This window comes from Amphibacillus jilinensis Y1 (genome assembly GCF_000306965.1).
In the GTDB taxonomy this organism is placed as follows: Bacteria; Bacillota; Bacilli; order Bacillales; family Amphibacillaceae; genus Amphibacillus_C; species Amphibacillus_C jilinensis.
This window is the reverse complement of record NZ_JH976434.1, coordinates 897,440-924,319: the sequence shown is the minus strand read 5'-3', so window position 1 is coordinate 924,319 and position 26,880 is coordinate 897,440. Positions and strand designations below refer to the sequence as shown.

The following is a 26,880-nucleotide window of genomic DNA, read 5'->3' as shown; positions in this document are numbered from 1 at the left end:
ATGGAGCGTTCGCATGAAAAGTGAGGAATTCGCATGAAAGCATGGAGCGAACGCACGAAAAGCGAGGAATTCGCAAGAAAGTATGGAGCGTTCGCACGAAAATAAAAAATGAGGAAAAGGCTAGTCTTTAGTGCTTAATAAGTAGTGGTCGGTCTTGACGATAGATAAACAAGTCTTCACTGACGCCATTTAGCAATTCATCAGCTATTATTTTTGTTAAGGCTTGACTATAAACCAATCCATTATCACCAAAAGCAAAAACAAAGTAGCTATTTGGAAACGATAAGTAGTCGCCAATAATCGGTAATCCGTCCATTGTCCCGCCATAATGTGCGGTTAAATATGAATCAGGTTCAATGGAGATGTCAGGAAATAAAAAATTAAACTTATCTATCAGCTGATCACGTTTATGAATAAGTTTGGCATCTCTTTGTTCAGGATAGGTCGTCGTTTCATCGAGGCCACCAATAATAATTCGATGATCTGGCGTGGTCCGTATATAAGTATAGGGACGTGCGGTTTCCCAAATCAATGTGCGATTATACCAGAACAGATTTGGATCAACCGGTTTTGTTGTAACTGTATAAGTGCTTACAAATGAAATGTTTTTATCGTTTTTTAATTCGACCCCTTCATAGCCACAGCAGTAAACAACTTTTTTGGCTTCAATATTAAAACCATTTTTAGTCGTAATCGTAACGCCGTTATCGTGATGTTTGTGACCGTTCATTTCTGTTTGCTCAAAAATTCGCACCCCTTTTTGTGAAGCGGATTGGATTAAACCATGGGTGTAAAGGTAAGGGTTAAGTTGAGCGTCATTTTTGTAATAAAGTGCGCCAGCTTTTTTAAAGGGGTATCGCGCTCTAATATCTGATTCCGTTAATAAATCTATAGGACAATTTTCCTCACGAAGCAACTGATATTCTTGTTCAATATCTTGTAAGTCCTCAGGTTTAGTTGTGAAATACAATGAATCTTTACGCTCAAAATCTGGTTTGATTGAAAGTTTGCTACAGGTTTGTTCAATTTCATTAATTGCACTTCGACATAAAAATAAATGTCGTTTCATTATTTCGCGACCAAAAGTATGAGATAGTGTTGTAAAAGAACGCTCACCGGCATATTGAATGAGTGCTGTATTTGCGCTTGTGCTCCCTGATGCTATTTTATTTTTTTCGATTAACGCAACAGTTAATTGAGATTCGGCTAATTGATAAGCCATTTGAGCACCACTGCTTCCACCTCCAATAATTAACACATCACAAGATAAATGATCTTGTAAAATAGGATAAATAGGTGGGTCTGTTAATGTGGTTGGCCAAAAAAAATCGCCCGTTTGTATATTCATCGTTTTCACCTCTGTTATTATTATGAGAATTTGTCCACATAGTTATTCACAAGTAAAAAAGTGTCTTAATTGACTAATATTCTGCTAAAATTAAGAAAGGAATTTATAATAGGGAGATGCTTCAATGATTAGATTAGAATACTTTACAAAAGATGACTTTCAAGCCTTAATTGATTGGAATGTAAATACGTCTAAATTCTTTTTATATCAATGGGCGGGATCCGAATTTACCTATCCGTTGACACATGACCAATTAGAAGCTTACTTAAAAGGTGCTAACGAAGATGGAGCAACGCGCTATATCTATCGAGTGGTTGAGCAGCAAACTGGGCAAGTTGTTGGTCATCTGCAGATTGCTGCTGTTGACTTAAAACAAAGAAGTGCTCGCATTTCACGTGTGTTAATTGGTAATTCTAGAGTTAGAGGACAAGGTTATGGACAACAAATGATAAGAGCTGCTTGTGAAATTATTTTTGATCAATGGCAATTACATAGAGCAACACTAGGTGTATTTGACTTTAATCAATCTGCATTAAGTTGCTATCAAAAAGCAGGTTTTCAAATTGATGGATTACTTCGTCATGCACGTAAAGTGGGTGACGCGTATTGGAATCTTTATGAAATGAGTATGTTGGAAGAGGAGTGGCAAGTGGTGAAAGTACTGGAAGGGAATCAATCATGATCTATTTAGTGATTGCGCTAATTGTTGTGCCGTTATTCATTTTTGGAGCAAGTTTTTATTTTTACAATGTTGCTATTGCACGAGCGGAGAAAGTCTTTATCCAAGAAGACCCTGATTTACAAATGACCCCTGAATTAAATCAGCGTGTAAAATCCGATCAAAAGTGGTGGGATGATCAGATATTTGAAAACTGGTCATTAACAAGTAGGGACAACCTCGATTTGCACGGTTACTATTTACCTGCAAAAGTAGCGACGCGACAAACCGTTTTGTTAGCGCACGGATACGCTGGTGAAGCGTCGATCATGAAGGAGTTTGCCCGAATTTATCATGAACAGTATAATATGAATATTTTATTACCCGATGCTAGAGGACACGGGAAAAGTGAAGGGAAATATATCGGCTTTGGTTGGCATGAGCGCTTGGATTACTTAGATTGGATTAATCAAATCATAAAAACAATCGGTGATGATGTTGAAATTATTTTACATGGTGTTTCAATGGGGGCGGCAACAGTGATGATGACAAGTGGTGAACCATTACCAGAACAAGTGAAAGCAAGCATTGCTGATTGTGGTTACACGTCGGTCAAAGATGAGTTGACGTATCAAATGAAGCGGATGTACCGATTGCCTGCTTTCCCAATTTTAAATGCGACAAGTTGGTTAACTAAAATTCGTGTAGGGTACAGTTTTTCTGAGGCATCTGCTCTTAATCAAGTAGCTAAAGCATCAGTACCTATATTATTTATTCATGGATCAGATGATGCTTTCGTACCTACAGAAATGGTTAATCGACTCTATCGAGCTTGTACAAGTGAGAAACAGTTGCTGATTATAGAAGGTGCCGCACATGGCTTAGCTAACCGGACCGATCCAAAGTTGTATCAAAATAAAGTTCGTCATTTTCTAGATACTTACCTTAACTAACTTTCACGTTGTTGTTATCACTACTATTTAATGATAGTAGGGGATCGAAAACTAGTCATATGGCTTTGTCATGGGCGATCATCCTAGCACTGCTTCATTCTTACCGAAAGATAGCTGTTCATCAGCAAAGTGTTGAGGCGAAAAATTAAAAGAATCAAGTCTAAGACAAGCTATCCCGTATGCTAAAGAGCGAGTGGGATAGCTTTTCTAATGTTTAATCGATGAAATCCTTGGTATGAGATATATAGTAAGACAGTAAGGGAGGCAATTGCTTTGCCAGCAAACACAATAGGTTTTAGTTTTATTATGTTAGGTATGTTTTTAATTATAGGCAAGATCTTGCGTGCGCGCTAAATTTGTTGGTCAAAAAAACCAATTAAGTAAAGAGGAAAAGGCGGTATTGAGGGAGTTTGATGATCGTGAACAACCTAAGAAGGCAAAGCATACTTCATCAATGGAACCACTAGCCTTTCATTTAGCGATTGTTGGGGCGTCGATTATGATTGGTTACGTCCTTAGCCAACTGCTTATTTTATTCGAATCAGTTACATGGGGGGGCGTGGACAGGGACGCATTTATTTCCATATGTACCGCTTTTTCCGCTCGCTATGATCGGCGGTATGTTGATTCAAATTTAATACTAGCGCTTGTAGCCATTAGTTGGAATGTTTTTGCATTCTTAGTAATTGCACCAAAAATGATTCCACAGCTTTGGTTTGAACGTGGAATTGGAGATTTGGGCCAAGCGATGGGGATGACAGCTACAGGACTATTATTGATGAAGATTGCTGATCCGGAAAATCAATCGCCTGCCTTAGAGGACTTTGGTTATAGCAATTATTGTTTGAACCGTTGGTAGGGGGAGGACTTTTTACAGCGGCTTCGTTACCGCTAATCTACCAGTTTGGTCCAGTAACGATTCTTATTTTGGCTGTTATAATTACTAGCTTCTTTCTCTTATTTGGTCTTTGGTATTTTCGACGTCAATAGCAAGTGATGATCGTGCATCTGTCGCTATTCGTTTCAATCGTGGGAATTATACAAATTTTAAGAAAATTAGTATTGAAAAGTAGTACGAATATTGATAAACTATTCACAATTGAGTAGGAAGTAAATGAGTGGTATAGAATAAGAAAGGCTTGGCTTGGGGCCAAGCCTTTCTAAAGTATTTGTTTGTAAAGAAATCTAACAGGGCAGGTGTGGCGAAATGAACCCAGTGTATAACTTCTCAGCAGGACCGTCAGTATTACCTAAAAGTGTGTTAAAAAAAGCTCAGGATGAATTATTAAGTTATGACCAATCTGGAATGTCAGTGATGGAGTTGAGTCATCGTTCAAACTTGTTTTCAAATATTATAGAAGGTGCTGAGAGGTTGATAAGAGATCTTTTAGTTATACCTAAGAACTATAAAGTTCTTTTTCTTCAAGGTGGAGCTTCTCAACAGTTCGCGATGGTCCCGCTAAACCTTATGGTGAAAAATAAGAAAGCAGATTATGTTTTGACAGGCTCTTGGTCTAAAAAAGCTTATAAAGAAGCTCAGAAATATGGCAATGTACGTGTCGTTGGAGAAGATACAATTAATCATATTCCTAAGCTTTCTTCTGATATGTTTGATCCAGAAGCAGACTATGTTCATATCACAACGAATAATACGATTGAAGGAACAGCTTTTCATGAAATTCCCGATACAGGAGATATTCCATTAGTTGCTGATATGTCTTCAAATATTTTATCAACGCCAATTGATGTGTCGAAATTTGGCTTAATCTATGCAGGCGCTCAAAAAAATATTGGTCCTGCGGGAATGACCCTTGTTATCATTAGAGAGGATTTGATTGGCCATGCATCAGATGCGGTACCAACGATGCTTGATTATAAAACGCAAACAGATTCGAGTTCTCTTTACAATACCCCGCCAACTTTCGCGATATATGTAGCAAAACTAGTGTTTGAGTGGCTCAAAGCGCGAGGTGGATTAACAGAGATGGAGAAGCAAAATCGTGATAAAGCAGCATTGTTATACCAGGCCCTTGATCAGTCTGAACTTTTTTATGCCCCAATCAACAAAGAGGATCGATCGCTAATGAATGTGCCCTTTGTATCTGTTGATGGTGATAAAGAACTTGAAGCAACGTTTATTAAGGAAGCTCAGGCCTATGGATTAGAAACATTAAAAGGTCACCGATCTGTAGGTGGTATGAGAGCAAGTATTTATAATGCAATGCCTTATGAAGGTGTAGAAGCATTAGTTGAATTTATTAAATCATTTGAGCGTGCAAATAAATAACAGTTATATATTTGCAGAATGGGGGTGTTCCAAGTGCAGAACTTGTGAATGCCCCTCTTTTTGCTATTAGTGTTCGTCTAAATAAAAGACAGCTGAAACGAAAGTCATATTGCCTAAATGGAATAAAAAACGTGCTTAATACTTAAAATATTCAACTGAGATTTCGCTATAGGCTGTCCTTCCTTCACAAAAGATAATCGTTGTCAGATGATCAGCATACTTTTCTTTTTCGATTATATATTTAGGTTTTGTAAAATAAATCATCTGTATTTTTCATTTATTCGAGATCGATAGCCTCTTGACTTTAAAATGACAAAGCTCTATTTTAGTCTTAATAGTAATGGTTGTATCTTTAATAAAAGCTTTAGTTGTACGCTGTTTAAATCTACTAATCGAATGAAGAAAGTCGAGATTTGATACTAAACGGTAAGCTGTTTAGGTTATAATAGAAGCAATCCATCTGGGGAAGATAGATTAGCTTTTTAGAAAAATCAATCGACAAGGAGGGAGGATATAATGGAAGAACAAGTGCTTAACTTGCTTGATAAGATTAATCATGGAATGGAAGAATATAAAGGAACAATAAACGTTTTAAAAAAAGATATACATTTAAGATTTAATAAAATAGATGATTGTCTAAGCGAGGTGGATAATCGTTTTAATGAGGTAGATGTCCGCTTTAGTGAAATGGATAATCGTTTTAATGAGGTAGATGAACGCTTTAGTGAAATGGATAATCGTTTTAATGAGGTAGATGAACGCTTTAGTGAAATGGATAGTCATTTCAATATGTTAGACGGTAACATTAATAAAGTAGATAAACGTTTAAATGTAATAGATCAGCGTCTAGATAGGATTAATACAAAACTAGAAGTTGTTGATATGAAATTAGATGGTATAGGCAACCAGTTTGAATTAGTCAACGAGTCGAGTCTTTCAGAGTTTGGTTTTGTCATGGAAAAAGTAAATAAACTCGAAAAGGAATTGTTTTTATTGAAACAAAAGTTTGAAGATTAGATTCATTTTAAGCGGTGCTTAAAGAAATTATGTGTTGTTATATTAATGGATTTATTCAAGCTATAAAATCATATTTGTCCAATTGGTAGACATGATTTGTTTCTGAATTATATTTATTGAAAGTAAAGTATGGCATATCTGTAAGAATCATTTAGCAGTTATTTTAAGTTTATGATGACGCCCACGTATTGCTCTCCAGCAAAAGAGTCAATCACTTTATCACACTCGTGTATACATTTAAGATAAACAATAAGTTATTAACAAGTTAACTTTCACTCTATAAAATGTAACCATAATTTGAATACGCTTACAAAATAGGGTAGTTAAATGTCTAAACAAAAAGTTAGTCATCACTTGTGTTTCAGCAAGGGTTCAGACGCTCGATCAAGACCTTTCCGCTAAAGAAGACCGTAGATAATGTTGCACATACCTTGTTATTGTGGGAGCAAATGGTCACTTGTTGTAACGGTATCACGAAATGAGATCACATAATACATTAACGACCAAATCCATTTCAAGGAGCTGATATGTCGAATGTATTAACGACGGGAACTCAAACGTATACTGCACCCTCCTTTTCAAGGACTAATTGATGAATGATCCTTCTATCACGATGTGATGTCAAAGGAGGAAATAATAGGCCTATCAGCAATAAGTAAGCAAAGAGATTGACTTATAAGCGAGTCTCTTTGCTTGCTAACAGATCATTAGCTATAAAAGAAAAAGGTTAGATGATTAATTGATTTTTTTTGTTGAGCTCCGATATTTAATGGCATAAGGTACAATCACCCGTTTTGCAGGTTCATCTTTTGACTTTAATTGTTCGATTAAACATTTAGCACTTTGAATACCTAATTTGTAAATTTGAATATCTACGGTTGTTAATGGTGGTCTTGTTAACTCAGATAAATATAAATTATTGAAGCTTGTAATTGATACATCTTCTGGACAATCGAGTCCAAATGCTTCTAGCATATTGATTACACCTAGGCTCATCATATCATCAGCAATGACAATGGCACTAGGCGGCGTGCTTAAAGCAAATAATTGTTCAACTGCTTTATGTCCACTTGAGCGTAAAAATTCGTCATGAATGATATATTCTTCCTTAAAGGGAATATTTGCGGTAGCTAGTGCTTGCTTATAGCCAAGTAATCTTTCTCTCGTCACCATTAAGTCTGTCGTTCCCCCGATAAAGGCAATTTGCTGATGTCCAAATTCAATTAAATGATTAGTTAGCTCCATACTAGCATGAACATTATCATTGTCCACATAAGTAATACTACTTTCGTTATTATAGGGTTTACCAACAACGACAAATGGAAACTTTTCTTCAACTAAGAAATCAATTATTGGATCATTAGCGCGAGAGTAAAGCAGGATAATACCATCAACGCGATTGCCAAAAACCATGCGTTTTACTTCTTCGAAGACTTGGCTGTCATCACCGCCAGTTGAAACATATAGAGAGTATTCAGTGTCATGAGCTATACTTCCAATGCCCCGTAATACTTCAGGAAAAAAAGGGTTTTGCAAAGCTGTTTCAGCTGAGGAAGGCATAATGACACCAATGGATTGCGAAGAACGTACCGCTAAATTTCTCGCATTTACATTTGGGTGATAGCCAAGCTCTTTCATTGCTTTTCGAACGCGCTTTTTTGTATTGACACTAATGCGTGGATTATCTGCAATCACTCTTGATACAGTGGAAGGAGCAACATTTGCTTTCTTTGCAACGTCTTTTATTGTTATGGCCATCATTCTTCATCCTTTTTCTAGAAAATGAGTCAGGTCGAAAATAGTCGTTTAAGTTGCTAAGTTAAACAAATAAAATGATAGCGTTTAACTTTTTTGTGCAACCGCTTGATATTTTTGATTAAATAGATTAACCATATTATATATGATGTCGAATTAATTTAAAATAGCATTAGCTATATTTCTTTGCAGGATAAGAGAGAAAGAGAGAAGTGAGGTTTTAAAGCATGGGGAAGAAATATATCATTATAAAATAATGATAATGAAAATAATAATAAAAATAATAAGCATTAAACTTCTAAAATCAATAATAGGCGTACCTTTCATATTAATCACTCCAATTATGAATTATATATGTACAAACAATAGCTACTAGAGAAAATAAGTTGTCCATACGGTTATTATAACACATAATTCCGATCTATATAATAAGTATTATAGGAATCATATTTTTACCGGCTACTGCATAATCTTAATATAGCATAACGGACTGGAGTGAAAATCAACATGAAACGCATTTTAATTATTAATGGGCACCAATTTTATCCGAACAGTAAAGGAAGGTTAAATCGAACGTTAACAGAACATATGAAATCTTTTTTGGAATCTACATTGTCACATGAGGTTAAGCTCACAATTATAGACGACGGTTACTTAATTGAAGAAGAACAAGAAAAATTCAAATGGGCAGACTGTGTTATTTATCAAACACCTATTTATTGGTTTAGTATTCCGGGAAAATTAAAAACGTATTTTGATCAAGTTTTAAAATCGGGGGTGTTTTTTGAGAGTCACCAACACTATGGTCAAGGCGGTTTGATGGTAAATAAACATTATATGTTATCTACAACGTGGAATGCACCAGCAGATCAATTCTTAACGCACGGTGGTTTCTTTGAGGGGAAGTCTGTTGATGAAGCTTTATTTCACCTGCATCGTTTACATGCTTTTATTGGCATGAAGTCGTTAAAATCGTTCGCCTTATTTAATGTGATTAAGCAACCTAATGTTGATCAATCGTTAAATTTATTAACGTTGCATTTGGATGAAGTGTTTACTGAATAAGTTTTAGCGAGAACGTTACCATCAAGCAACAGAGGTTTAAATTGATAGCCTATAGAAAGAAATCGTAAAGAGACATGATATAGTAAAAGAGGTTGCGTTTAAGCAACCTCTTTTCATTAAATAACCCCTTGAGCAATCATAGCATCTGCGACTTTCAAGAAGCCAGCAATATTAGCACCTACAACAAGGTTGCCAGACTTGCCATGTTCTTCGGCCGCTTTAACGCTATTTCGGTAAATATCTTTCATAATATCCTGAAGCTTTTCATCAACCTCTTCAAACTTCCAAGAAAGATGAGCACTATTTTGTGCCATTTCTAGTGCTGAGACAGCAACACCACCCGCATTTGCTGCTTTTCCAGGACCAAACAAAATTGATTTTTCAATAAACAAATCAACTGCTTCTGTCGTACAAGGCATATTTGCACCTTCACCGATGGCGATTACGCCATTTTCAATTAAGGTGTTGGCCGCATCTTTATCTAATTCATTTTGAGTGGCACATGGTAAGGCGATATCACAAGGAATCGTCCAGATTTCCTCGGATTTTTCACTGTATTGGGCATTTGGGTGTTCTGAAAGATATTCTTTAATTCTTTTGCGTTCTACTTCTTTTAATCGCTTAACGGTATCAAGGTTAATGCCATCTTTATCATATATATAGCCATTGTAATCACTGCAGGCAACGACCTTTGCACCAAGTTCTGTTGCTTTTTCAATAGCATAGATGGCAACATTTCCTGATCCAGAAACGACAACTGTTTTACCATTAAAATCGTCATTCTTTCCTTTTAACATTTCTTGAACGAAGTAAACGGTTCCGTAGCCAGTTGCTTCCTTTCTAGCTAAGCTGCCTCCAAATTCAAAAGATTTTCCTGTTAGAACACCCGCTTGAAAGCTTCCTTGCATCTTCTTGTATTGACCGAATAAATAGCCGATTTCTCTAGCGCCAACACCGATATCACCAGCAGGTACATCGGTGTCTGGTCCGATATGTTTAGCTAACTCACTCATAAAGCTTTGGCAAAAGCGCATAATTTCATTATCAGACTTTCCTTTTGGATCAAAATCAGCGCCCCCTTTACCTGCACCAATTGGTTGACCGGTAAGCGAGTTTTTAAAGATTTGTTCAAATCCTAAAAACTTAATAATACTCGCATTAACAGACGGGTGGAAGCGTAAGCCTCCCTTATAAGGTCCGATTGCACTATTAAATTGCACACGAAAGCCTCTATTCACATGAACATCACCTTCGTCATCGACCCATGGAATGCGAAATGAAATAATACGTTCAGGTTCCACCATGCGCTCTAGGATGGCGTGATCAATATAGGATGGATTTTTTTCAAACACGGGTACTAATGAATCAAGAATTTCTTTAACTGCTTGTTGAAACTCTTTTTCATTTGGATTTCTCTTCTTCACAGTATGATAAACATCGTTAACATAATTTAATGCAACATTGCTGGACATGGTCAAGCTCCTTTCGAGTTTATGTATCTAAATTATCAAATAATTTTGAACATCATTATTATAGACAAGTGTAACGAATGTCAGGTTAATTAACAATATAAAACAAGTATTAAAGCATTCTTATATAGAGATGATTCAAGGTTTACTAAACAAAATTTGGATTTGAAAATTTAAAAAAGTTGTAAACGAAATGTAGTAAACGAGGTTTTTCAATAATATGTTATCTACTTAAATAATAGAGATATCCTATCTGATCTGTTTTTATGCAAAAATGTGATTGTAATTATAAAATTATGCGATTTTATAATTATCGATAGTGAGGGTGAATTTCTGGTCATTGTTATGTGATCTGACATTTCGAATCACAAGCATATAAGTGGGTTTTCGTTGTGGATAAAGGTGGAATAATTATAATGTTCAAATAAGCCCATATTAGTATGAAAGGAGTTGTTAATTTAATGGATACGAAGTGGTTTAGCTTAACAATTACTGATATAGAAAAACAACTAGATACAGATGTCAAAAACGGTTTGCAACCCCGTGCTATATCATCGTTACATGAAAAATGGGGGCCGAATGAATTGCCAGAAGCCAAGAAGGATGCGGAATGGTTAAAGTTTATTCGCCATTTTCATGATGTACTTATTTATATTTTGTTAGTCGCTGCAGTGATTACGCTAATTTTAGGACATTACATCGATACCGTTGTTATTCTTTTAGTAGCGATTATTAATGCCATGATTGGCTATATTCAAGAAAATAAAGCAGAAAAAGCGTTAGAAGGTATAAAAAAGATGTTGTCTTTACAAGCAACAGTAATCAGAGGCGGAGAACGTATTGATCTACCTTCAAATCAATTAGTACCTGGAGATCTCGTCATCCTCAAGGCTGGTGATAAGATTCCTGCTGATATCCGTCTTAGCTCCGCAGATAATTTAAATATTGAAGAGTCTCCATTGACAGGAGAATCAACATCAGTCGAAAAAAACATAGAGCCGTTACCGGAAGATACGGTGCTCGGTGATCGATTGAACATGGCATTTTCCGGTACATCAGTCGCCTCAGGCTCTGGACGCGGTATTGTGGTTGAAACGGGTGTCCACACTGAGATAGGAAAAATAAACACCTCCATTGCAGAGGTTGAAGAGATTCAAACCCCATTACTTAAACAAACGGCGCAATTTGGAAAAATGATCTCAGTTGTCATCTTAATACTGGCAATCGTCTTATTTGCTTTTGGCATGCTGTTTCATGATTATCAGTGGGGGGAGTTGCTGTTGTCTGTGATTGGTTTAACAGTGGCAGCCATCCCCGAAGGATTACCGGCAATTCTATCGATCATTTTAGCTTTAGGTGTTCAATCAATGGCCCAAAACCATGCGATTATGCGTACCCTTCCATCTGTAGAGACTTTAGGAGCTGTTACGGTTATTTGTTCAGATAAAACAGGGACACTTACCAAAAATGAAATGACGGTACAAGCCATAGCTTTGCAAGAACGAGATTTAACGGTAACGGGAACAGGTTATAAGCCTGAAGGGGAGATCACAGAAATGGGTGAGGAAGTATCCGTAAAAGAAGATCAAGCGCTCCGCCAATTCCTTACAAGTGTGCTAACCATTAATGACACAGAATTGCGTGAAAATGAAGAAGGCGAATGGGTGATTAGTGGTGAGCCGACTGAAGGTTGTCTCGTTACATTAGCTAGAAAAGCGGATGATAAAATTGATCGGCTAGACATCCTATCTAAAATTCCTTTTGATTCTTCATATAAGTATATGGCGGGTTTAGTAGAAGAAAATGGGCAAAAGAAGATCTATGTCAAAGGAGCCCCTGATCGTTTATTTGATATGGCTGGACTTCAAGAAGGATCAAAGGAACGTCAACTTTGGGAAGATAAGATGCTTAAACGGTCAAGGAAAGGGGAGCGGGTTATTGGCGCAGCTGTTAAACATGTTGACTTTGCCAAAGAGCAGATTGATCATGATGATCTGCGTGAAGGGTTGGACATGTTAGGGTTAGCTGGGATAATGGATCCTCCAAGGGAAGAAGCAATTGAAGCGGTTAGGGAATGTAAGCGAGCGGGTATCCAGGTGAAAATGATAACAGGTGACCATAAGGAGACAGCAATTTCGATTGCAAAGCAAATGGGTATTACCGATAATGACCATGTTATTGAAGGCCGTGAACTGGATCAAATGAATGATCAAGCTCTACAACAAGCTGTTGGCACGTCAGACGTATTCGCGCGTACAAGTCCTGAGAATAAACTTCAACTTGTAAAGGCGTTGCAAGAAAATCACCATATCAGTGCAATGACTGGGGACGGTGTTAATGATGCACCTGCATTAAAGCGGGCTGATATTGGCGTTGCCATGGGTATAAAAGGAACGGAAGTGGCTAAAGAGGCTTCTGAGATGGTGCTAGTGGATGACAATTTTCGAACGATTGTTAATGCGGTAAGAGAGGGAAGAAGAGTATACGATAATTTGAAAAAGACTATACTCTTCATTTTACCAACAAATGGAGCGGAGGCTTTTTTAGTATTAGCTGCGCTTATCATTGGGATGGAAATGCCTTTAACACCTGTTCAAATCCTCTATGTTAATATGGTAACCGCTGTGACTGTCGCATTAGCATTAGCTTTTGAAAAGCTCGAAGAAGGAACGATGGAACGGCCACCTAGAGATGCAGATGCTCGGCTTTTAAGTAACTACTATATATTTAGAATAATCTTTGTTTCGTTATTGATTGGGATGTCTATTATGATAATGAATGCTGATATGCTGAGAAATGCGACAACTTATACCATGGAAGAAGTCAATACGGTAACCTTACACGCGCTTGTTTTTGCTCAGCTTTTTCACCTGTTTAATGTTAGAAATGAACGTCGTTTTGCTTTAAATCGTGATTTCTTTTCCAACAAAGCAGCATTTCTTGTTTCGGCTATACTGATTGTCATTCAATTAGCTGTAACTTATCTACCGTTTCTAAGTACGGCACTTGGTTTACACCCGATTTCAGCTCAATATTGGCTTTTCCCGATTCTGATTGGACTATTTGTCTTTGTAGTGGTTGAACTTGAGAAATTCATTACTCATAAATGGTTCAAGAGAGCGTAACAAAGCTGTACCGATACTTATCATAAAAAAGTGTCCGTAAAACGCCCGTCTTAAAAAAGTGAAGAGCGCTTATTTGTTTAGGTGGGAGCTAACGGGCACTATTTCTTGATTCACTTAACTATGTAGCCTACTATATTATTGATATCCTTTCTGATAAAATTACGTTATACTGTTGGTTAGAGAATTTTTGAAGGAAGGTACTAAAATGGATGAACAGCAAAACCATATTATTCGTGTTGAACAAGATGGGAAAATGTTGATATTAATTGGTACAGCACATGTTTCCAAGCATAGCGCTGAACAAGTAAAAGCAGTGATTGAAGCAGAAAAACCTGATGCTGTTTGTGTAGAGTTAGATGAACAGAGATATCGATCGATCATGGATGGTAATAGATGGAGAGATATGGATATATTTAAAGTGATTAAAGAGAAAAAAACAACGTTATTATTAATGAACTTAGCGATTTCTTCTTTTCAAAAAAGAATTGCAAAACAATTTAATATTGAGGCTGGGCAAGAAATGATTCAAGCAATTGAATCAGCAGACGAACATGGTGCCAAACTTGTTTTGGCAGATCGTCATATTCAAGTGACGTTTGCAAGAGTTTGGGGAAGTGTTGGGTTTAAGGGGAAAATGCTATTGCTTTCACAAGTGTTAGCGGGGATATTTTCTAATGAAACGATCACAGAAGAAGAATTAGAAAAGATGAAAAGCCAAGATTCGATTGATAGTATTCTAAGTGAGTTTACGACATATTTTCCCCGTTTAAAGAAACCATTAATTGATGAGCGCGATCAATATTTAGCTGAAAAAATAAAAACAGCACCTGGTGAGAAGGTTGTTGCTGTACTAGGAGCAGCCCATGTCCCAGGGATAAGAAGAGAACTTGGAAAGACGCAAGATTTAAAACAATTGACCCAAGTTCCTAAAAAATCAAATTGGCCAAAGTATGTCGGTTGGTTGATTCCATTAGCCATTATCGCTATGATGGTCGCAACGTTTATGATGAATACAGATGTAGGTATCCAACAAATGCAAAGTTGGTTATTATGGAATGGGACGTTCTCTGCGATTGGTGTAGCTATTGGCTTTGGTCATCCTTTAGCTATTTTGATCGCTTTTATCACCGCCCCTATTACATCATTAAGCCCTTTGATAGGTGTGGGGATTTTAGCGGGTTTGGTTCAAGCCTATTTCCATAAACCACAAGTGGCAGATTTTGAACAATTAAATGAAGATGTATACACAGTGAAGGGCTTTTGGCGTAATAAAGTGACACGCGTTTTATTAATTGTCTTATTTGCGAGTTTAGGTAGCTTGTTAGGTACGGTCATCGCAGGTACGGATATTGTCAGGTTATTTATAAGTAATTTTTAATGGTGAACATATTAAAAAATTTTTCTTTCAATGTAGTCAATAATGGCTACATTGTTTTTTTGTTGTTGAGAAAGGGTGCAATCGCCTTATTTACTTACAAGACAGCCCGCTAATATATTCGGCGAAGGCAGTGAAATGATTAAACCCCTTGACATTTTTATGAATACCCCATATAGTATTCATATACCCCGAGGGGTAATTAGGAGGTGTGAAATGAAACAGATATATCGGTTTCCACAAAAATATTTGATGATTAGTGTGCCATTAACATTAGTCATTGCCTTTGTTCTAGGAACGATGATCGACACAAGTGTGCTGCAGCCTACTATTCTTTATGCCACGATTATTATGATTTATGCAACGATGATCGGCTTCAATTACAAACAGTTAACCACTATCAAGGATGTTCGTGTCCTGCTTTATTCAATGCTAATCAATTTTTTAATTGTACCGGTAATTGCTTATCTCTTAGGCGCAACGCTATTAAGCAGTTATCCGATGATGTTTGCCGGATTAGCTTTATCAGCATTATTACCGACAAGTGGGATGACTATCTCTTGGACAGCGCTTCATAAAGGGAACGTTCCGGCTTCTGTAAAGCTGACCGTTTTCGGTTTAATACTAGGTTCGGTTTTAACACCATGGTATTTACTGGTGATGGTTGGTCAATTAGTTGAGGTTGATATTATTGCTACATTTCAAACCATCTTGTTGGTCGTTTTTATACCGATGATCCTTGGCCATATCACGTTTAAGCAATTGATGAAGCACCACACGCCAGAAACTTTTAAAGCACGTGTAAAGCCAATGCTGGCGCCTTTAAGTATTTGGGCAATGCTTTACATCGTTTTTGTAAGTGTGAGTGCGCGTGCAGACATGATTGTTAATAACTTGGAGTTAATATTAATTGCCACGATTGTGCTGATTATTTTTTATCTGATGAATTTTATAGTCAGTACATTATTTGCTGTGAAATTTTTAAACCGTGGTGATGGGATTGCTTTAGTAAACGGTACGGTGCTTAGAAATTTATCGATTGCTATAGGCCTAGCTGTTACCTCATTTGGTGCAGAAGCAGCGCTCATTGTAACGATAGCCTTTGTCGTTCAACAACAAGGGATAGCCCTTTATGGGAAAGTGGCATTAAATCAATGGTTTCAAGACAAAGGTGATCATGTTCAACAAACAAAAGCTATGAAGGCTTAATATTAAAATAAGAAAGAGGTCATTAATTATGCAAAAAATGAAATTTAACGTAAAAGCAGAGAATCAAGGGTTAGCTATCACTGCAAAAGCAGGTAAACATCAGGTTGTTTTAGATGAGGGAGCGCAAATGGGCGGTAAAGATACAGGACCAAACCCGATGCAAAATGTCCTTGCTTCACTTGCTTCATGTGAAAATGTAACGGCACATGTTGTTGCAAAAGAAATTGGCTTTGATTTACAAGCATTAAGCTTTAACATAACAGGTGTATTCGATCCCCGTGGTTTTATGGGTGATCGCAGTGTGCGCCCGTATTTTGAAGAGATAGCGGTTGAAGTGAAAGTAACAACAACGGAATCGCAAGCGCGGATTGCTACATTACAAGCAGAAGTAGAGTCACGCTGCCCAGTATACACCTTGCTAAAAGCAGCAGATGTGAAGTTAATAGATAAATGGGAAAGTGCCTAATCTGCTTTTCATCAAGAAGTTGACGTAATCTAAGTCAGCTTCTTTTTTTTGTTAGGAAAGCATAAAAATTTTTTAGGGAAATCTTAATTAAGTATTTCCAGACAGCAGCAACGGTTGAGCAAGCACTAATTATAATAGTAAGAAGTTATCTTAATCCATATAATCATACTAAAATTAAACATGGGGTAAGATTTTTTAATAAACACGTAAAAATTTTTCTTTTTTATATTAATTTTTTTCTAGTAATCATTCAAACGTCCTAGTTCACCTTGATGCTGCTAATATAAAATCGCTATCATCACCACCACAATAGTAAACAGAAAAATACCATTTAAAAGAAAATCACTTATAAATAAGGAAATCCATACGACTAAACGTCTATTTAACAAACTTTTTCCATGAGACTAACGAATCAAATGGTAAATTTGTTATTAAAAAAACATACTTTTAACCTATTTCGGTTTTTCTGTTTAGTTTGTAAAGTAAGGAAAGGTTTAGAAACTTGCCTTTTTTTTGAATTCAAGATGTTTAATTTGTAATTTAGTTAGAAAACTGTAGAAGGAGGAGGGATTACGATTAAAAAAATTTCGTTGATCATAGCTGATCAAGATCGCACTTATATTGAATCATTCGCACGTTATATTAGAAATTCAGACTATGCATCACGATTTGATGTCAAGTTATTCTCAAAACAAACAGCTCTTAACCACTATTTGCAGTTAGACGAAACGGTTAACATTTTGTTGACAGCGGACGATTTTTTACCGGGAGAAGATCAACAAGCGTCAATTGATCTCGTGCTTTTTCTCGTTGAAGAAGAGCAAGGTGAAGATCAAGTCCAATTTAAAAAGTATCAGCCATTAGGCCAACTATTAGCTAAATTATTAAAACAGTATTATGAAAAAAATGGCGCACAACCTAAGCAAAAAAAGCCCGCTACGGCAACACAAGTGCTCGCAACTTACGGAGCGACAGGTGGAACAGGAAAGACAACAACGGCATTTGGTCTAGCTCGAGAGCTTGCTAGTCAAAACCATCAGGTTATTTATTTAAACTTTGAATTGATTAATTCGATTCCAATTTTGTTCAATGTTGATGATCAGCCCTCTTCATCACCACTGCTTTACTACATAAAAGCTGATCCAGAACAGTTACCTGAACAAATTGAAGCTTATACGGTCACCGATCAGACGACAGCCATTGATTTTTTGAATTTAATACCGAGTGCTGAGGAAGTTAACGAATTATCAGCCAATGATATTAAAGTGCTTGTCCAAGCTTTAATAGCGTTAAATAAATATAGCTACATTGTGATCGACTTAGATAGCACCGTTAATGAACGTACATTAGCGGCATTAAGCTTGACTGATCAGATATACTGGTTACTCAATTATGACCTTTATAGCTTCCATAAAACGAGTTACTTGTTTGAAGAATGGCATGCGTTACTCAATGATGCGAGCTTAAAGGATCGTGTCACTTTTGTGCTTAACCGCTATACCGGACAGCTAGATCCAAGGCTAGAAGCTTATCACATAAACGTGACCGCGTTTCTTCCTTATGTCCCAGAGTGGAAGATGCTCGTTAAACGAGAGCAATTGACGTCGGCACCGGCATTTAATCAACATATTCAGCAGCTTGTTGCTCAGCTAAATAAGCAAGGTGTGGTGTTAAATGAATCATGAGTTGACGAAAGATTTAATCGATCAGGTGCGAGAGATGTTAAATACAAGTAGTGAAATGTCGGATCATGAGTTGAAACGCTACATTGAATCGCTAGTGTTTCAACAAGCGAGTAAACAAGGTCTGACTGCTAATAAAATGAAGATGTTAATTGAGCGGGTCTACAATGCCTTTAGGGGCTTGGATGTCCTCCAACCCTTAATTGACGACAAAGCTGTGACTGAGATTATGATTAATTCACACCAAGATATTTTCTTGGAGAAAAATGGCGAAATTAGTCGTTCTGACATGAAATTTGAAAGCAGTGAGCGTTTAGAAGACATTATTCAGATGATTGTTGGTAAAGTCAATCGGACCGTCAATGCATCAAGTCCGATTGTTGATGCCCGGCTTGAAGACGGATCGCGTGTCAATATTGTCTTACCACCGATTGCTTTAAAAGGCCCGACGCTGACGATTCGAAAGTTTCCAGAAAAGCCATTAACGATTGAGGATTTGATAGCCAAAGGGTCGATCACTGAGCAGGTGGCGGATTTTTTAAAACGGCTAATTGAAGCACGTTATAACATCTTTATTAGCGGTGGAACGGGTTCTGGTAAAACCACGTTTCTCAATGTGCTTTCCAACTTTATTCCGGAAGACGAGCGAATCATTACGATCGAGGATTCAGCAGAGTTACAAATCAACAAGATCCCCAACTTGGTTAGTCTAGAAACAAGAAATGCCAATACAGAAGGTAAAGGGGAAATTTCAATCCGTGATTTAATCAAGTCATCGTTACGGATGCGACCCGATCGGGTGGTCGTTGGTGAGGTGCGTGGGATGGAGGCGCTAGATATGCTGCAAGCCATGAACACAGGGCATGATGGGTCATTATCGACCGGACATGCTAACTCAACCATTGATATGATTAGTCGACTAGAGACAATGGTGCTTAGTGGTGCTGACCTCCCGATCCCAGTGATTCGCAAACAAATTAGTTCAGCCATTGATATTATGATTCACCTGTCCCGCTTACGTGACCATTCCAGAAAAGTCGTCGCGATAAGTGAGGTAATTGGAGTCGAAGCGGGAGAGATTGTCATCAAGCCCCTGTATCAGTTTGTTGAAAAGGGTGAAGACGAGCAAGGGAAGATTATTGGATCTCTTGAGCCAACTGAACACTCACTTAAAAATACCACAAAGTTAGAACTTGCGGGCTTTAAATAACGCTTAAAGGAGGTGAACCGATGGGATTAATCCTTGTGATTGGTTTGGCTGTTGGGTTAACGGTCGTGTTGATCGGACTAAGTCGGAAAAAGGGAGAAAAGCCAGCGAAAACAAAGCGATCAGAGGCGCTGTCATCACCTGAAAAAAGCAAAGGCAAAGGCAATGGTCCGACCGATTATCGAACCTACAGCTATACGGTAGCAGAATACGGATTTATCGCAACGATGGCGGGTGGATTGCTATTTATTATTGGCTATGTCTTTTATCAAAGTATTATCATGGCGTTGTTATTTGCAGCGGTTGGCTTTTTCTTTCCAAAAGTTTACCGAAAGCAGCGGATTCAAAAGCGCCAGGATGCATTAAGTCGCCAATTTCAACAGGCACTTTTTTCACTATCAACGTCCCTCGTTGCTGGTCGCTCAATTGAAAATGCTTTTGTAGAAGTGGTCAAGGATTTATCGCTCATTTATCCTGATCCGAACACAATGATCATTAAGGAACTTGAAATCATAAACAAACGGGTGGCTAACCGAGAGCCGATAGAAATCGCGATCGAGGATTTCAGTAAGCGTGCAGGTGTCGAAGATATTACGAATTTCACTGATGTCTTTATGACCTGTAAGCGAACTGGTGGAGATCTCATAGAAGTGATTCGCCGGACGTCAACCATGATTAGTGAAAAGTTTGAAATTCAACAAGAAATCTCTGTCATGGTAGCCCAGAAGAAATTCGAATCCAATGCGATTACTTTAGCCCCTGTCCTTATGGTTGGTATGCTCAGCTACTCTTCACCCGAATACATGAAGCCATTATACTCATGGGCTAATTTTGGGCCAGTCGTAATGACGATTAGCCTAGCGATCATTTTAGGCTCTTTCTGGCTATGTCAACGAATTATGAATATTAAGGTGTGATAGTAATGAATACGGTGCAAATAATTAGTGCAGTCATTTTGGTACTTGCCCTATTGCCTCTATTACTGGTGGGCAAATCATACCAGGGCTTTATTGAACCTTATAAAGAATCATTTCAATTTGTCTTTTTAGCACCTGTAGGATTGTCCATCATTGATAAGACACGACTCATGTATAGGCTGTCAGGGCGTTTAGTTGCGATTCAACAAAAAGTCGCCACACTGTATCAGGCTGGTCGAGAAGTGCAAGCTTATACAAAAATGTATCTCGCTGAATTGATCTCAAGCATGTTAATTTGCTTATTAGGGGGCTCTTTCCTTGCTCTTGTCAATGGCGGTGACGAGCTGATGTTGACGTTAGGCGGTGTGATGGCACTCTTATTACCGGCCATTTCGATAAAAAGGCTTGACGAAAAAGTTACTTTACGTAAACAAGCAATTATTTTTGAATTACCTGAATTCGCCAGTAAAATTGCCTTGCTAGTCAATGCTGGAGAAACGTGCCAAAAAGCCTTGATTCGCTGTACGATGATGAAACAACATGACAGTAATCCGCTTTATCAGGAACTGAAAGAAAGTGTTACAAAAATTCAAAATGGTGAATCATTTAATCAAGCGATGGAAGCGTTCAGTAAACGTTGTGGCGTTCAAGAGGTGTCAGCCTTTACCACAACAATTCTATTAAACTACCGTCGCGGTGGTGACCAGCTTTCCTTGTCATTACGAGAACTGGCTCATACACTTTGGGAAAAAAGAAAAGTCATTTCAAAAACACGTGGTGAACAAGCTTCATCAAAACTAGTGTTTCCTATGATACTTATCTTTGCCGCGATTCTTCTAGTCATTGCTTTTCCGGCAATAAGTATTTTTTAAGTTTAGTTCAGCAACACAGTTGCTTTAACTAATAAATATAATTAATCACAATCGAGAGGAGAAACAAATATGAATAACTTATATGTTAAATTTCTAAGCTTTATCAAGGATGAGGAAGGGTTAGGTACATTAGAAATCCTGCTAATTATTGTTGTATTGGTTGCTGTAGCACTGACATTCAGAGAACAGTTGACATCTTGGGTTGATGGATTGCTTGATAATATCGGTAATCAGTTACCTGGTGGTGATTAGGTAGATATATGTCTAGAAAGGAACGAACGTATGCGAGTTTTCTTGGAAAAACTGAAACGAGAAGAACGAGGAATGTTCACGTTGGAAACAACACTGATTTTTCCTGGTATTTTTGTGATGACGATTGCCCTGATCTTATTTAGTCTAGTTATTTATGAACAAGTCGTCATTTATCAACGGGCTCACTTAATCGCAGAACGCGTTGCTTTTAGTTGGGATAATAGTTACAAGGATTTCTACACAGGGGAATTTGACATTGAACAATATACGTCAATGACAAGCGATGGTCTCTATTGGCGAACCAATGCGATTGGACAAGACCTGATTAAAAAAGTATTTCAAAATGAAACAATTGGGGGTACCTCAGGTCGTAAAGTTGAGCGGGCAAACGAGGAAGCACCTGGTATGTTGCCAAGCGCAAATGTGACCATAGAACCACCTAACCTTGCTTCAATCAATCCCCAAGTTGAAGTGACTGTCACCGGTGACCTTAAAGTACCTGATCTTGTTGCTGACTTAATTATGAATGGTAGTTTTGAGGTCACCGCCTATGCTGCTGTGAAAGACCCTGTTGAAGTCATTCGCATGACAGATTTTATTATTCACTATGGAGAGAAAATATTTAACGCAAAGAAGAAGTAATATAGACTTGTGACTGCTAGGAGGGGGATAGAATGTGAAGAGGTGGTTGACCAAATTTAAACAAGATCCTAAAGGGTCTGTTTCACTATTTTTTATTTTAATTACAGCGATCGTATTTGCTTTTAATGCGATTTTAATTGATTATGCTAGAATCCTAGCCGTTGAACAACAGACCGAATACGCCCTGCAAAGCGCTGTTCGCTCAGCATTAGCTGGCCATAGTAGTGAACTAAGAGAATATGGCCTGTTCGGCATTGAAGAAAGTGACGCACAAGCTATTTTTAATGAAGTGCTTCAAGCTAACCTTGAAGTCGAGGCGGATGATCAATATTTTAATTACATCCAACCCAGCCTAGACGACTTCAGCTTAAGCGCAAGTCGTCCGCTCGCAGATGTCAATGTTCTTGAGCATCAAATCCTTGAGGAAATGAAATACAAAGCACCTGTCGAGATTTCAACACACCTTATTGATAACTTTAGTTTCCTTGCTGAAGCGATGCAAAGTGCCTCAGAATTTATTGACATCGCTGAAAAGGTGCAACAACCATTTGAGGATCGTGAGGAACTCCTTGATAAAAGTGAGGACTTCCTTAATGGCGGTGACAAACGTGAACAAGGGATTAACGAACGTTTGGAAACATTTAAAAACAGTATGCATGCAACTGATTATAGTCAATATCCAGAAGTCAACAACTTCTCGGATATCGTTTATCACTTCGAAACATACTTAGATGCGCCTGATCGGATCGAACGCCTAGAAGATGAAAATGACTCACTTGAAGATGAAAATGACCGTCTAGAGCAAAGAAAAGATCGACTAGAACAGCTAATAGAAGACATTGAAGATGATATCGATAAGGAAGAAGACGATGATGACAAGGAAGCGTTAGAAGATGAGCTTGAATCTTTAGAAGAAGAATTGGAAGAAGTTGAAGCTGATTTGGACAGCAATCAAGCATCAATTGATGATAACGATGCTGAAATCGAGCAAGAAAAAAAAGATCAAAAAGCATTTAAAAAAAATGCTGAAGACAAGGCCGATCAAATGCACAAGCTAGCAGACGGCATCATCGCTGATCTTGAAGAAATCAGCAATTCGATCAAAATCGCTAAAGAAGAAAATCAAAAGATTATTGACGCCATCGAAAAAGCAGAAAAACAAAGCAATGAAAACTATGGTGATGCCATGCAGATCGAAGGCGAATCACCAACAGACACTGGTGATTTAGATCAAGCAGTCAAAGATATGCGAGAAGAAATGGAAAAGATAAAGGATTACCCTTATGAACCAGACTACTTCGATCAAATTAAAGAACCGCTTGATCAAGCTTTAGACGCATTTGACGGTGTTAAAGGTCAACTTAGACCCATTAAAAGAAATATTGATAATGTCAGCAAATCATCGTTGGAGGAGCGTCATAGCCAGCTAAAAGACGCAGCCGAAGCTGCCAGCACATCAACAGCTGAGGGCAGTGATCATCTAACAGACGAAAGAAAAGACTTTGAACAAAAGACAGATGAAGAAGAGGAGAACCGTCAAGGGGCTGAAAAAGATAATAATAAAATATTTGAGATGTTAAACGATTTCGATGACCTTTTGTCTGAGTCGGTATACGATGAACTTGCTGTTATTCTCGAAAGCTACGAAGCTTATGCCGAAGGAGCAGCAGGAGCCAACATTGATTTTAGTGGCGACTCAAGTAACAGCGCGAAAGATGCGATGGGACTCCTCGACACCTTGTTTAGTGACTTAGGCGATGCCTTACTAGCCGGACGAGATAAGCTTTATGTTAACGAATATATTTTAATGTACTTTGAAAGTGCAGAACCAATAGGGCCGTTAGGAAACGCTGAAGACTTTAAATACGAAAACCGCCAAGTTGAATATATTATTTACGGGATTCACGAACCAGCTGCAAATTACTCAGCAGCCTTAGCGCAACTATTCGCCATTCGCTTTGCGCTTAACTTTATTGATGCATTTAAACATCCAATCGTCCGAGGCGCAACACATCCGCTTGCTGTGTTTTTAGCGGCTTTAAAGTACTCTTTAGTTACTTCAATACAAGATGTATCTGATATTGGTGAAGGCTTAACCATACCTATAATGCCAAACATTTTAAAAGACATTATAGAATTTAATTATCATGATTATCTGCGAGTATTTTTATTTATGAATCCAAGCAGTGATGCGCGTTTCAGGAGAATAGGTGCAGTAATAGAACAAGATAAAGGTGTTAAGTTAACAGAACAAATGACCTATGTATCTGGTGAAGTAACCAGTTCAAAGCAATTGCTGTTTGTCCCTCAAATTGCCCAAATGTTAAATCATAGTGGTGTATTAGATTGCAATATAGATGGCAATACGTTTTCGTTTGAAAGGAATGCCCATTTTTCTTATTAAATAATGAGGAGTGTTAAAAAAATGAAAAAAATGTTGTATTTACTAATATTAATGATGGTGACTTTATTGGTCACGGCATGTGGTAATAATTCACCTGAAGAAGAGGTTGATCAAAATGAGATTAACCAGGGAGAATCTTCATCTGATGAAATCGATACTGATGGAGATGATAATGCTTCCACTTCTGATGAAGATACTAGCTCATCAGACCCTTCTACAAGTGATGAGTTACTAAGTCTAGGGGAGACTGGCGTGTTACAGACTATAGTAGGTGATTTTGAAGCAACACCTACAGCTGTTCGATTTGTAGAAGAGGTGGATGAGAGAAAGCCAAGTAATGATATTTTTGTGATTGTAGATATGACTATTTCGAACATTGGTGATGAGACAATTCCTAGTGAAGATCTTTTACATCCTAGGCTCCATAATGTTAGAGGGGGGGGAATCGCACCATCTGTTACATTTGATTCAATTGAAAACTTTGAAGATGATATTCATCCAGGAGAAGAAGTGTCTGGTCAATTTTTGTTTAATTATTCAGTAGAAGATACTTATGAATTATCGATTGGTGAAACGGCTCTTAGTTCTATGAGTAATGCGGTGCGTTGGCGCTTTGAGGCTGAAGAAATAGAGTGATAATCAGGAAGGGAAGTTAAACTTCTACCTTCCTTTCCGTATACATCTAAAGTTATTAGATGTATACGGAAGGGTTGGATTAATAGTCTATGACACTAATAAGAATTATGTTAGGTTTTGAAGTTGAAATAAATTATCATCACTAAAGATTGTTTTTATTTCTGAACCCAAACATTGATGCCTGCTTTATATGGTTAGTTGAATGAATCAGGGCATTAGCGTCCGTTACCCCACCTCAATCGCTTAAAATATGCGCTTTACTAAGAGTGTGGTGTTTTACGGACGGTTATCTGTGATAAAGGTGTTAAGTTAACAGAGCAAATGACGTATGTATCTGGTGAAGCAACCAGTTCAAAGCAATTACTGTTCGTCCCTCAAATTGCTCAAATGTTAAATCATAGTGGTGTATTAGAAGGGGACATTGAAGGCAATACGTTTTCGTTTGAAAGGAACGCCCATTTTTCATATAAAGGAGTGGAAGTAAATTGAAGAAAAAATTAACAGTTACATTTTTAAGTTTAATCGTAATGGTATTTGTTGTGGCATGTGGCAACCAGTCGGATGAACAAGATGAAACAACGGCTAATGAACCAACAGGGCAACAAGAAGACAATGACGAACAAGGTCTAAGTGATGATACAGAAAATGATGTTGAGGAAGAAGATGATTTAGATTCAACTGAAACGGGATCAGATGGCGAGTATTTACGCCTAGGTGAAACGGGTGTAATGGAAACGATTATTGGTGATTATGAAGTCACGCCGACCTCGGTAAGGTTCGTAGCGGAGATGACGGAAGATGATCCTTATATAACCCCAGGGGGTGATACGTTTATTATCATTGATGCAAAAATCACCAATATTGGTGATGAACCGATGAATGCTGACGATGCGGTTTCTCAAGCAAGGCTACGCGATATGGATGGAGGTGGAACAGGTTCACATAGGGGTAATGTTTCAATTGATAATATCGAAGGAGAGTTAGCCCCTGGTGAATCGATGGAAGGCGAAATATTGTTTGACTTGATTTTCGACGAAGAATACGAATTGTCGTTTGGTTCTACTGCGCTAGAATCAGCAAGTAATGTACAAGAGTGGAAAATCTATGAAGATGAAATAGACAGTGAGTAATTTAGTGGTGGAAAAGGATGTCAATCCTTTTCCGATGCATCTGGAGGTGTTGGGGTGTATCGGAAAGGGATCGAAGATCCTGGCTAGCTGACTTACGTTTGAATTCATGTAGTGATGCGGGTTTCAGAAGAATAGGTGCGATGATAGAGCAAAAAAAGGGAATTAAAATGACTGAACAAATGACGTATGTATCTGGTGAAGCAACCAGTTCAAAGCAATTACTGTTCGTCCCTCAAATTGCTCAAATGTTAAATCATAGTGGTGTATTAGAAGGGGACATTGAAGGCAATACGTTTTCGTTTGAAAGGAACGCCCATTTTTCATATAAAGGAGTGGAGGTAAATTGAAGAAAAAATTAACAGTTACATTTTTAAGTTTAATCGTAATGGTATTTGTTGTGGCGTGTGGCAA

At 37.7% G+C, this 26,880-nt stretch carries 24 protein-coding genes; 21 read left to right on the top strand and 3 right to left on the bottom strand.

The features are described 5' to 3' along the window. Positions 1–127: 127 nt before the first annotated feature. Positions 128–1,348 carry an NAD(P)/FAD-dependent oxidoreductase gene (locus tag B494_RS0104885; protein WP_017471252.1) on the bottom strand — a complete coding sequence of 407 codons (1,221 nt, stop codon included), beginning with the start codon at positions 1,346–1,348 and terminating at the stop codon, positions 128–130. A gap of 124 nt (positions 1,349–1,472) precedes the next feature. Here B494_RS0104885 and B494_RS0104880 point away from each other — a divergent pair, with 124 nt between their 5' ends. The 5 genes from B494_RS0104880 to B494_RS0104860 all read left to right on the top strand — a co-directional run bounded on the left by B494_RS0104880 (position 1,473) and on the right by B494_RS0104860 (position 6,263). Continuing rightward, the gene (locus tag B494_RS0104880; protein WP_017471251.1) at positions 1,473–2,030 is read left to right on the top strand and encodes a GNAT family N-acetyltransferase; all 558 of its coding nucleotides are present in this window, start codon (positions 1,473–1,475) and stop codon (positions 2,028–2,030) included. Beyond that, the gene (locus B494_RS0104875) at positions 2,027–2,959 is read left to right on the top strand and encodes an alpha/beta hydrolase (protein WP_017471250.1); all 933 of its coding nucleotides are present in this window, start codon (positions 2,027–2,029) and stop codon (positions 2,957–2,959) included. The genes B494_RS0104880 and B494_RS0104875 overlap by 4 nt, the downstream gene beginning before the upstream one ends. Positions 2,960–3,302: 343 nt before the next feature. Further along, complete coding sequence (locus tag B494_RS19855; protein WP_026065151.1) at positions 3,303–3,818, top strand: sodium/glutamate symporter family protein; 516 nt, start codon at positions 3,303–3,305, stop codon at positions 3,816–3,818. A gap of 348 nt (positions 3,819–4,166) precedes the next feature. Then, positions 4,167–5,246: a 3-phosphoserine/phosphohydroxythreonine transaminase gene (gene serC / locus B494_RS0104865; protein WP_017471249.1), complete on the top strand. Its 1,080-nt coding sequence runs from the start codon at positions 4,167–4,169 to the stop codon at positions 5,244–5,246. Between the two features lie 516 nt (positions 5,247–5,762). Continuing rightward, the gene (locus B494_RS0104860) at positions 5,763–6,263 is read left to right on the top strand and encodes a hypothetical protein (protein WP_017471248.1); all 501 of its coding nucleotides are present in this window, start codon (positions 5,763–5,765) and stop codon (positions 6,261–6,263) included. 735 nt (positions 6,264–6,998) lie between these two features. Here B494_RS0104860 and B494_RS0104855 read toward each other — a convergent pair. Continuing rightward, a complete protein-coding gene (locus B494_RS0104855; RefSeq protein WP_017471247.1) occupies positions 6,999–8,021 on the bottom strand; it encodes a LacI family DNA-binding transcriptional regulator in 1,023 nt (340 codons plus the stop codon). 504 nt (positions 8,022–8,525) lie between these two features. On the opposite strand from B494_RS0104855, the gene B494_RS0104845 reads away from it, so the two are divergent. Further along, entirely contained in the window at positions 8,526–9,083 is a 558-nt protein-coding gene (locus tag B494_RS0104845; protein ID WP_017471246.1) for an NAD(P)H-dependent oxidoreductase, read from the top strand. 116 nt (positions 9,084–9,199) lie between these two features. Here the strand turns inward: B494_RS0104845 and gdhA are convergent, their stop codons facing one another. Next, complete coding sequence (gdhA, locus tag B494_RS0104840) at positions 9,200–10,555, bottom strand: NADP-specific glutamate dehydrogenase (protein ID WP_017471245.1); 1,356 nt, start codon at positions 10,553–10,555, stop codon at positions 9,200–9,202. Between the two features lie 458 nt (positions 10,556–11,013). Between gdhA and B494_RS0104835 the strand changes: the two genes are divergently transcribed. From B494_RS0104835 to B494_RS20790, 15 genes are all read left to right on the top strand, one after another. Continuing rightward, positions 11,014–13,677, top strand: coding sequence for a cation-transporting P-type ATPase (locus B494_RS0104835; RefSeq protein WP_017471244.1), 2,664 nt, complete (start codon positions 11,014–11,016; stop codon positions 13,675–13,677). Positions 13,678–13,882: 205 nt separating this feature from the next. Continuing rightward, positions 13,883–15,055 carry a TraB/GumN family protein gene (locus B494_RS0104830; RefSeq protein ID WP_017471243.1) on the top strand — a complete coding sequence of 391 codons (1,173 nt, stop codon included), beginning with the start codon at positions 13,883–13,885 and terminating at the stop codon, positions 15,053–15,055. A gap of 213 nt (positions 15,056–15,268) precedes the next feature. Then, positions 15,269–16,261, top strand: a complete 993-nt coding sequence (locus B494_RS0104825) for an arsenic resistance protein (RefSeq protein ID WP_017471242.1) — start codon at positions 15,269–15,271, stop codon at positions 16,259–16,261. Positions 16,262–16,289: 28 nt separating this feature from the next. Then, entirely contained in the window at positions 16,290–16,727 is a 438-nt protein-coding gene (locus tag B494_RS0104820) for an OsmC family protein (protein ID WP_017471241.1), read from the top strand. Between the two features lie 590 nt (positions 16,728–17,317). Continuing rightward, the gene (locus tag B494_RS0104815; RefSeq protein WP_017471240.1) at positions 17,318–18,412 is read left to right on the top strand and encodes an AAA family ATPase; all 1,095 of its coding nucleotides are present in this window, start codon (positions 17,318–17,320) and stop codon (positions 18,410–18,412) included. Further along, entirely contained in the window at positions 18,402–19,619 is a 1,218-nt protein-coding gene (locus B494_RS0104810; RefSeq protein WP_017471239.1) for a TadA family conjugal transfer-associated ATPase, read from the top strand. Before B494_RS0104815 ends, B494_RS0104810 begins: the two co-directional genes overlap by 11 nt. A 20-nt stretch (positions 19,620–19,639) precedes the next feature. Continuing rightward, positions 19,640–20,533 (top strand): type II secretion system F family protein, encoded by an 894-nt coding sequence (locus B494_RS0104805; RefSeq protein ID WP_017471238.1) that lies wholly within the window; start codon positions 19,640–19,642, stop codon positions 20,531–20,533. A gap of 5 nt (positions 20,534–20,538) precedes the next feature. Continuing rightward, positions 20,539–21,405 carry a type II secretion system F family protein gene (locus tag B494_RS0104800; RefSeq protein WP_017471237.1) on the top strand — a complete coding sequence of 289 codons (867 nt, stop codon included), beginning with the start codon at positions 20,539–20,541 and terminating at the stop codon, positions 21,403–21,405. Positions 21,406–21,474: 69 nt separating this feature from the next. Continuing rightward, complete coding sequence (locus B494_RS0104795; protein ID WP_017471236.1) at positions 21,475–21,657, top strand: Flp1 family type IVb pilin; 183 nt, start codon at positions 21,475–21,477, stop codon at positions 21,655–21,657. Positions 21,658–21,738: 81 nt separating this feature from the next. After that, a complete protein-coding gene (locus B494_RS20115; protein ID WP_144032159.1) occupies positions 21,739–22,299 on the top strand; it encodes a hypothetical protein in 561 nt (186 codons plus the stop codon). 34 nt (positions 22,300–22,333) lie between these two features. After that, entirely contained in the window at positions 22,334–24,703 is a 2,370-nt protein-coding gene (locus tag B494_RS0104785; protein ID WP_017471234.1) for a DUF5702 domain-containing protein, read from the top strand. Positions 24,704–24,724: 21 nt separating this feature from the next. Beyond that, the gene (locus B494_RS0104780) at positions 24,725–25,339 is read left to right on the top strand and encodes an LptM family lipoprotein (protein ID WP_017471233.1); all 615 of its coding nucleotides are present in this window, start codon (positions 24,725–24,727) and stop codon (positions 25,337–25,339) included. A gap of 321 nt (positions 25,340–25,660) precedes the next feature. Continuing rightward, positions 25,661–25,828 carry a hypothetical protein gene (locus B494_RS21135; protein WP_017471232.1) on the top strand — a complete coding sequence of 56 codons (168 nt, stop codon included), beginning with the start codon at positions 25,661–25,663 and terminating at the stop codon, positions 25,826–25,828. Then, a complete protein-coding gene (locus tag B494_RS0104770) occupies positions 25,825–26,469 on the top strand; it encodes a DUF4352 domain-containing protein (protein ID WP_017471231.1) in 645 nt (214 codons plus the stop codon). Before B494_RS21135 ends, B494_RS0104770 begins: the two co-directional genes overlap by 4 nt. 140 nt (positions 26,470–26,609) lie before the next feature. Then, positions 26,610–26,816 carry a hypothetical protein gene (locus B494_RS20790; protein WP_144032158.1) on the top strand — a complete coding sequence of 69 codons (207 nt, stop codon included), beginning with the start codon at positions 26,610–26,612 and terminating at the stop codon, positions 26,814–26,816. Positions 26,817–26,880 lie beyond the last annotated feature (64 nt).

Excerpts from the sequence above, each read along its gene's own strand:
- B494_RS0104885 (WP_017471252.1), bottom strand. The coding sequence starts at position 1,348 with ATGAATATACAAACGGGCGATTTTTTTTGGCCAACCACATTAACAGAC.
- B494_RS0104880 (WP_017471251.1), top strand. The coding sequence starts at position 1,473 with ATGATTAGATTAGAATACTTTACAAAAGATGACTTTCAAGCCTTAATT.
- B494_RS0104875 (WP_017471250.1), top strand. The coding sequence starts at position 2,027 with ATGATCTATTTAGTGATTGCGCTAATTGTTGTGCCGTTATTCATTTTT.
- serC (WP_017471249.1), top strand. The coding sequence starts at position 4,167 with ATGAACCCAGTGTATAACTTCTCAGCAGGACCGTCAGTATTACCTAAA.
- B494_RS0104860 (WP_017471248.1), top strand. The coding sequence starts at position 5,763 with ATGGAAGAACAAGTGCTTAACTTGCTTGATAAGATTAATCATGGAATG.
- B494_RS0104855 (WP_017471247.1), bottom strand. The coding sequence starts at position 8,021 with ATGGCCATAACAATAAAAGACGTTGCAAAGAAAGCAAATGTTGCTCCT.
- B494_RS0104845 (WP_017471246.1), top strand. The coding sequence starts at position 8,526 with ATGAAACGCATTTTAATTATTAATGGGCACCAATTTTATCCGAACAGT.
- gdhA (WP_017471245.1), bottom strand. The coding sequence starts at position 10,555 with ATGTCCAGCAATGTTGCATTAAATTATGTTAACGATGTTTATCATACT.
- B494_RS0104835 (WP_017471244.1), top strand. The coding sequence starts at position 11,014 with ATGGATACGAAGTGGTTTAGCTTAACAATTACTGATATAGAAAAACAA.
- B494_RS0104830 (WP_017471243.1), top strand. The coding sequence starts at position 13,883 with ATGGATGAACAGCAAAACCATATTATTCGTGTTGAACAAGATGGGAAA.
- B494_RS0104825 (WP_017471242.1), top strand. The coding sequence starts at position 15,269 with ATGAAACAGATATATCGGTTTCCACAAAAATATTTGATGATTAGTGTG.
- B494_RS0104820 (WP_017471241.1), top strand. The coding sequence starts at position 16,290 with ATGCAAAAAATGAAATTTAACGTAAAAGCAGAGAATCAAGGGTTAGCT.
- B494_RS0104810 (WP_017471239.1), top strand. The coding sequence starts at position 18,402 with ATGAATCATGAGTTGACGAAAGATTTAATCGATCAGGTGCGAGAGATG.
- B494_RS0104805 (WP_017471238.1), top strand. The coding sequence starts at position 19,640 with ATGGGATTAATCCTTGTGATTGGTTTGGCTGTTGGGTTAACGGTCGTG.
- B494_RS0104800 (WP_017471237.1), top strand. The coding sequence starts at position 20,539 with ATGAATACGGTGCAAATAATTAGTGCAGTCATTTTGGTACTTGCCCTA.
- B494_RS0104795 (WP_017471236.1), top strand. The coding sequence starts at position 21,475 with ATGAATAACTTATATGTTAAATTTCTAAGCTTTATCAAGGATGAGGAA.
- B494_RS0104780 (WP_017471233.1), top strand. The coding sequence starts at position 24,725 with ATGAAAAAAATGTTGTATTTACTAATATTAATGATGGTGACTTTATTG.
- B494_RS21135 (WP_017471232.1), top strand. The coding sequence starts at position 25,661 with ATGACGTATGTATCTGGTGAAGCAACCAGTTCAAAGCAATTACTGTTC.
- B494_RS20790 (WP_144032158.1), top strand. The coding sequence starts at position 26,610 with ATGATAGAGCAAAAAAAGGGAATTAAAATGACTGAACAAATGACGTAT.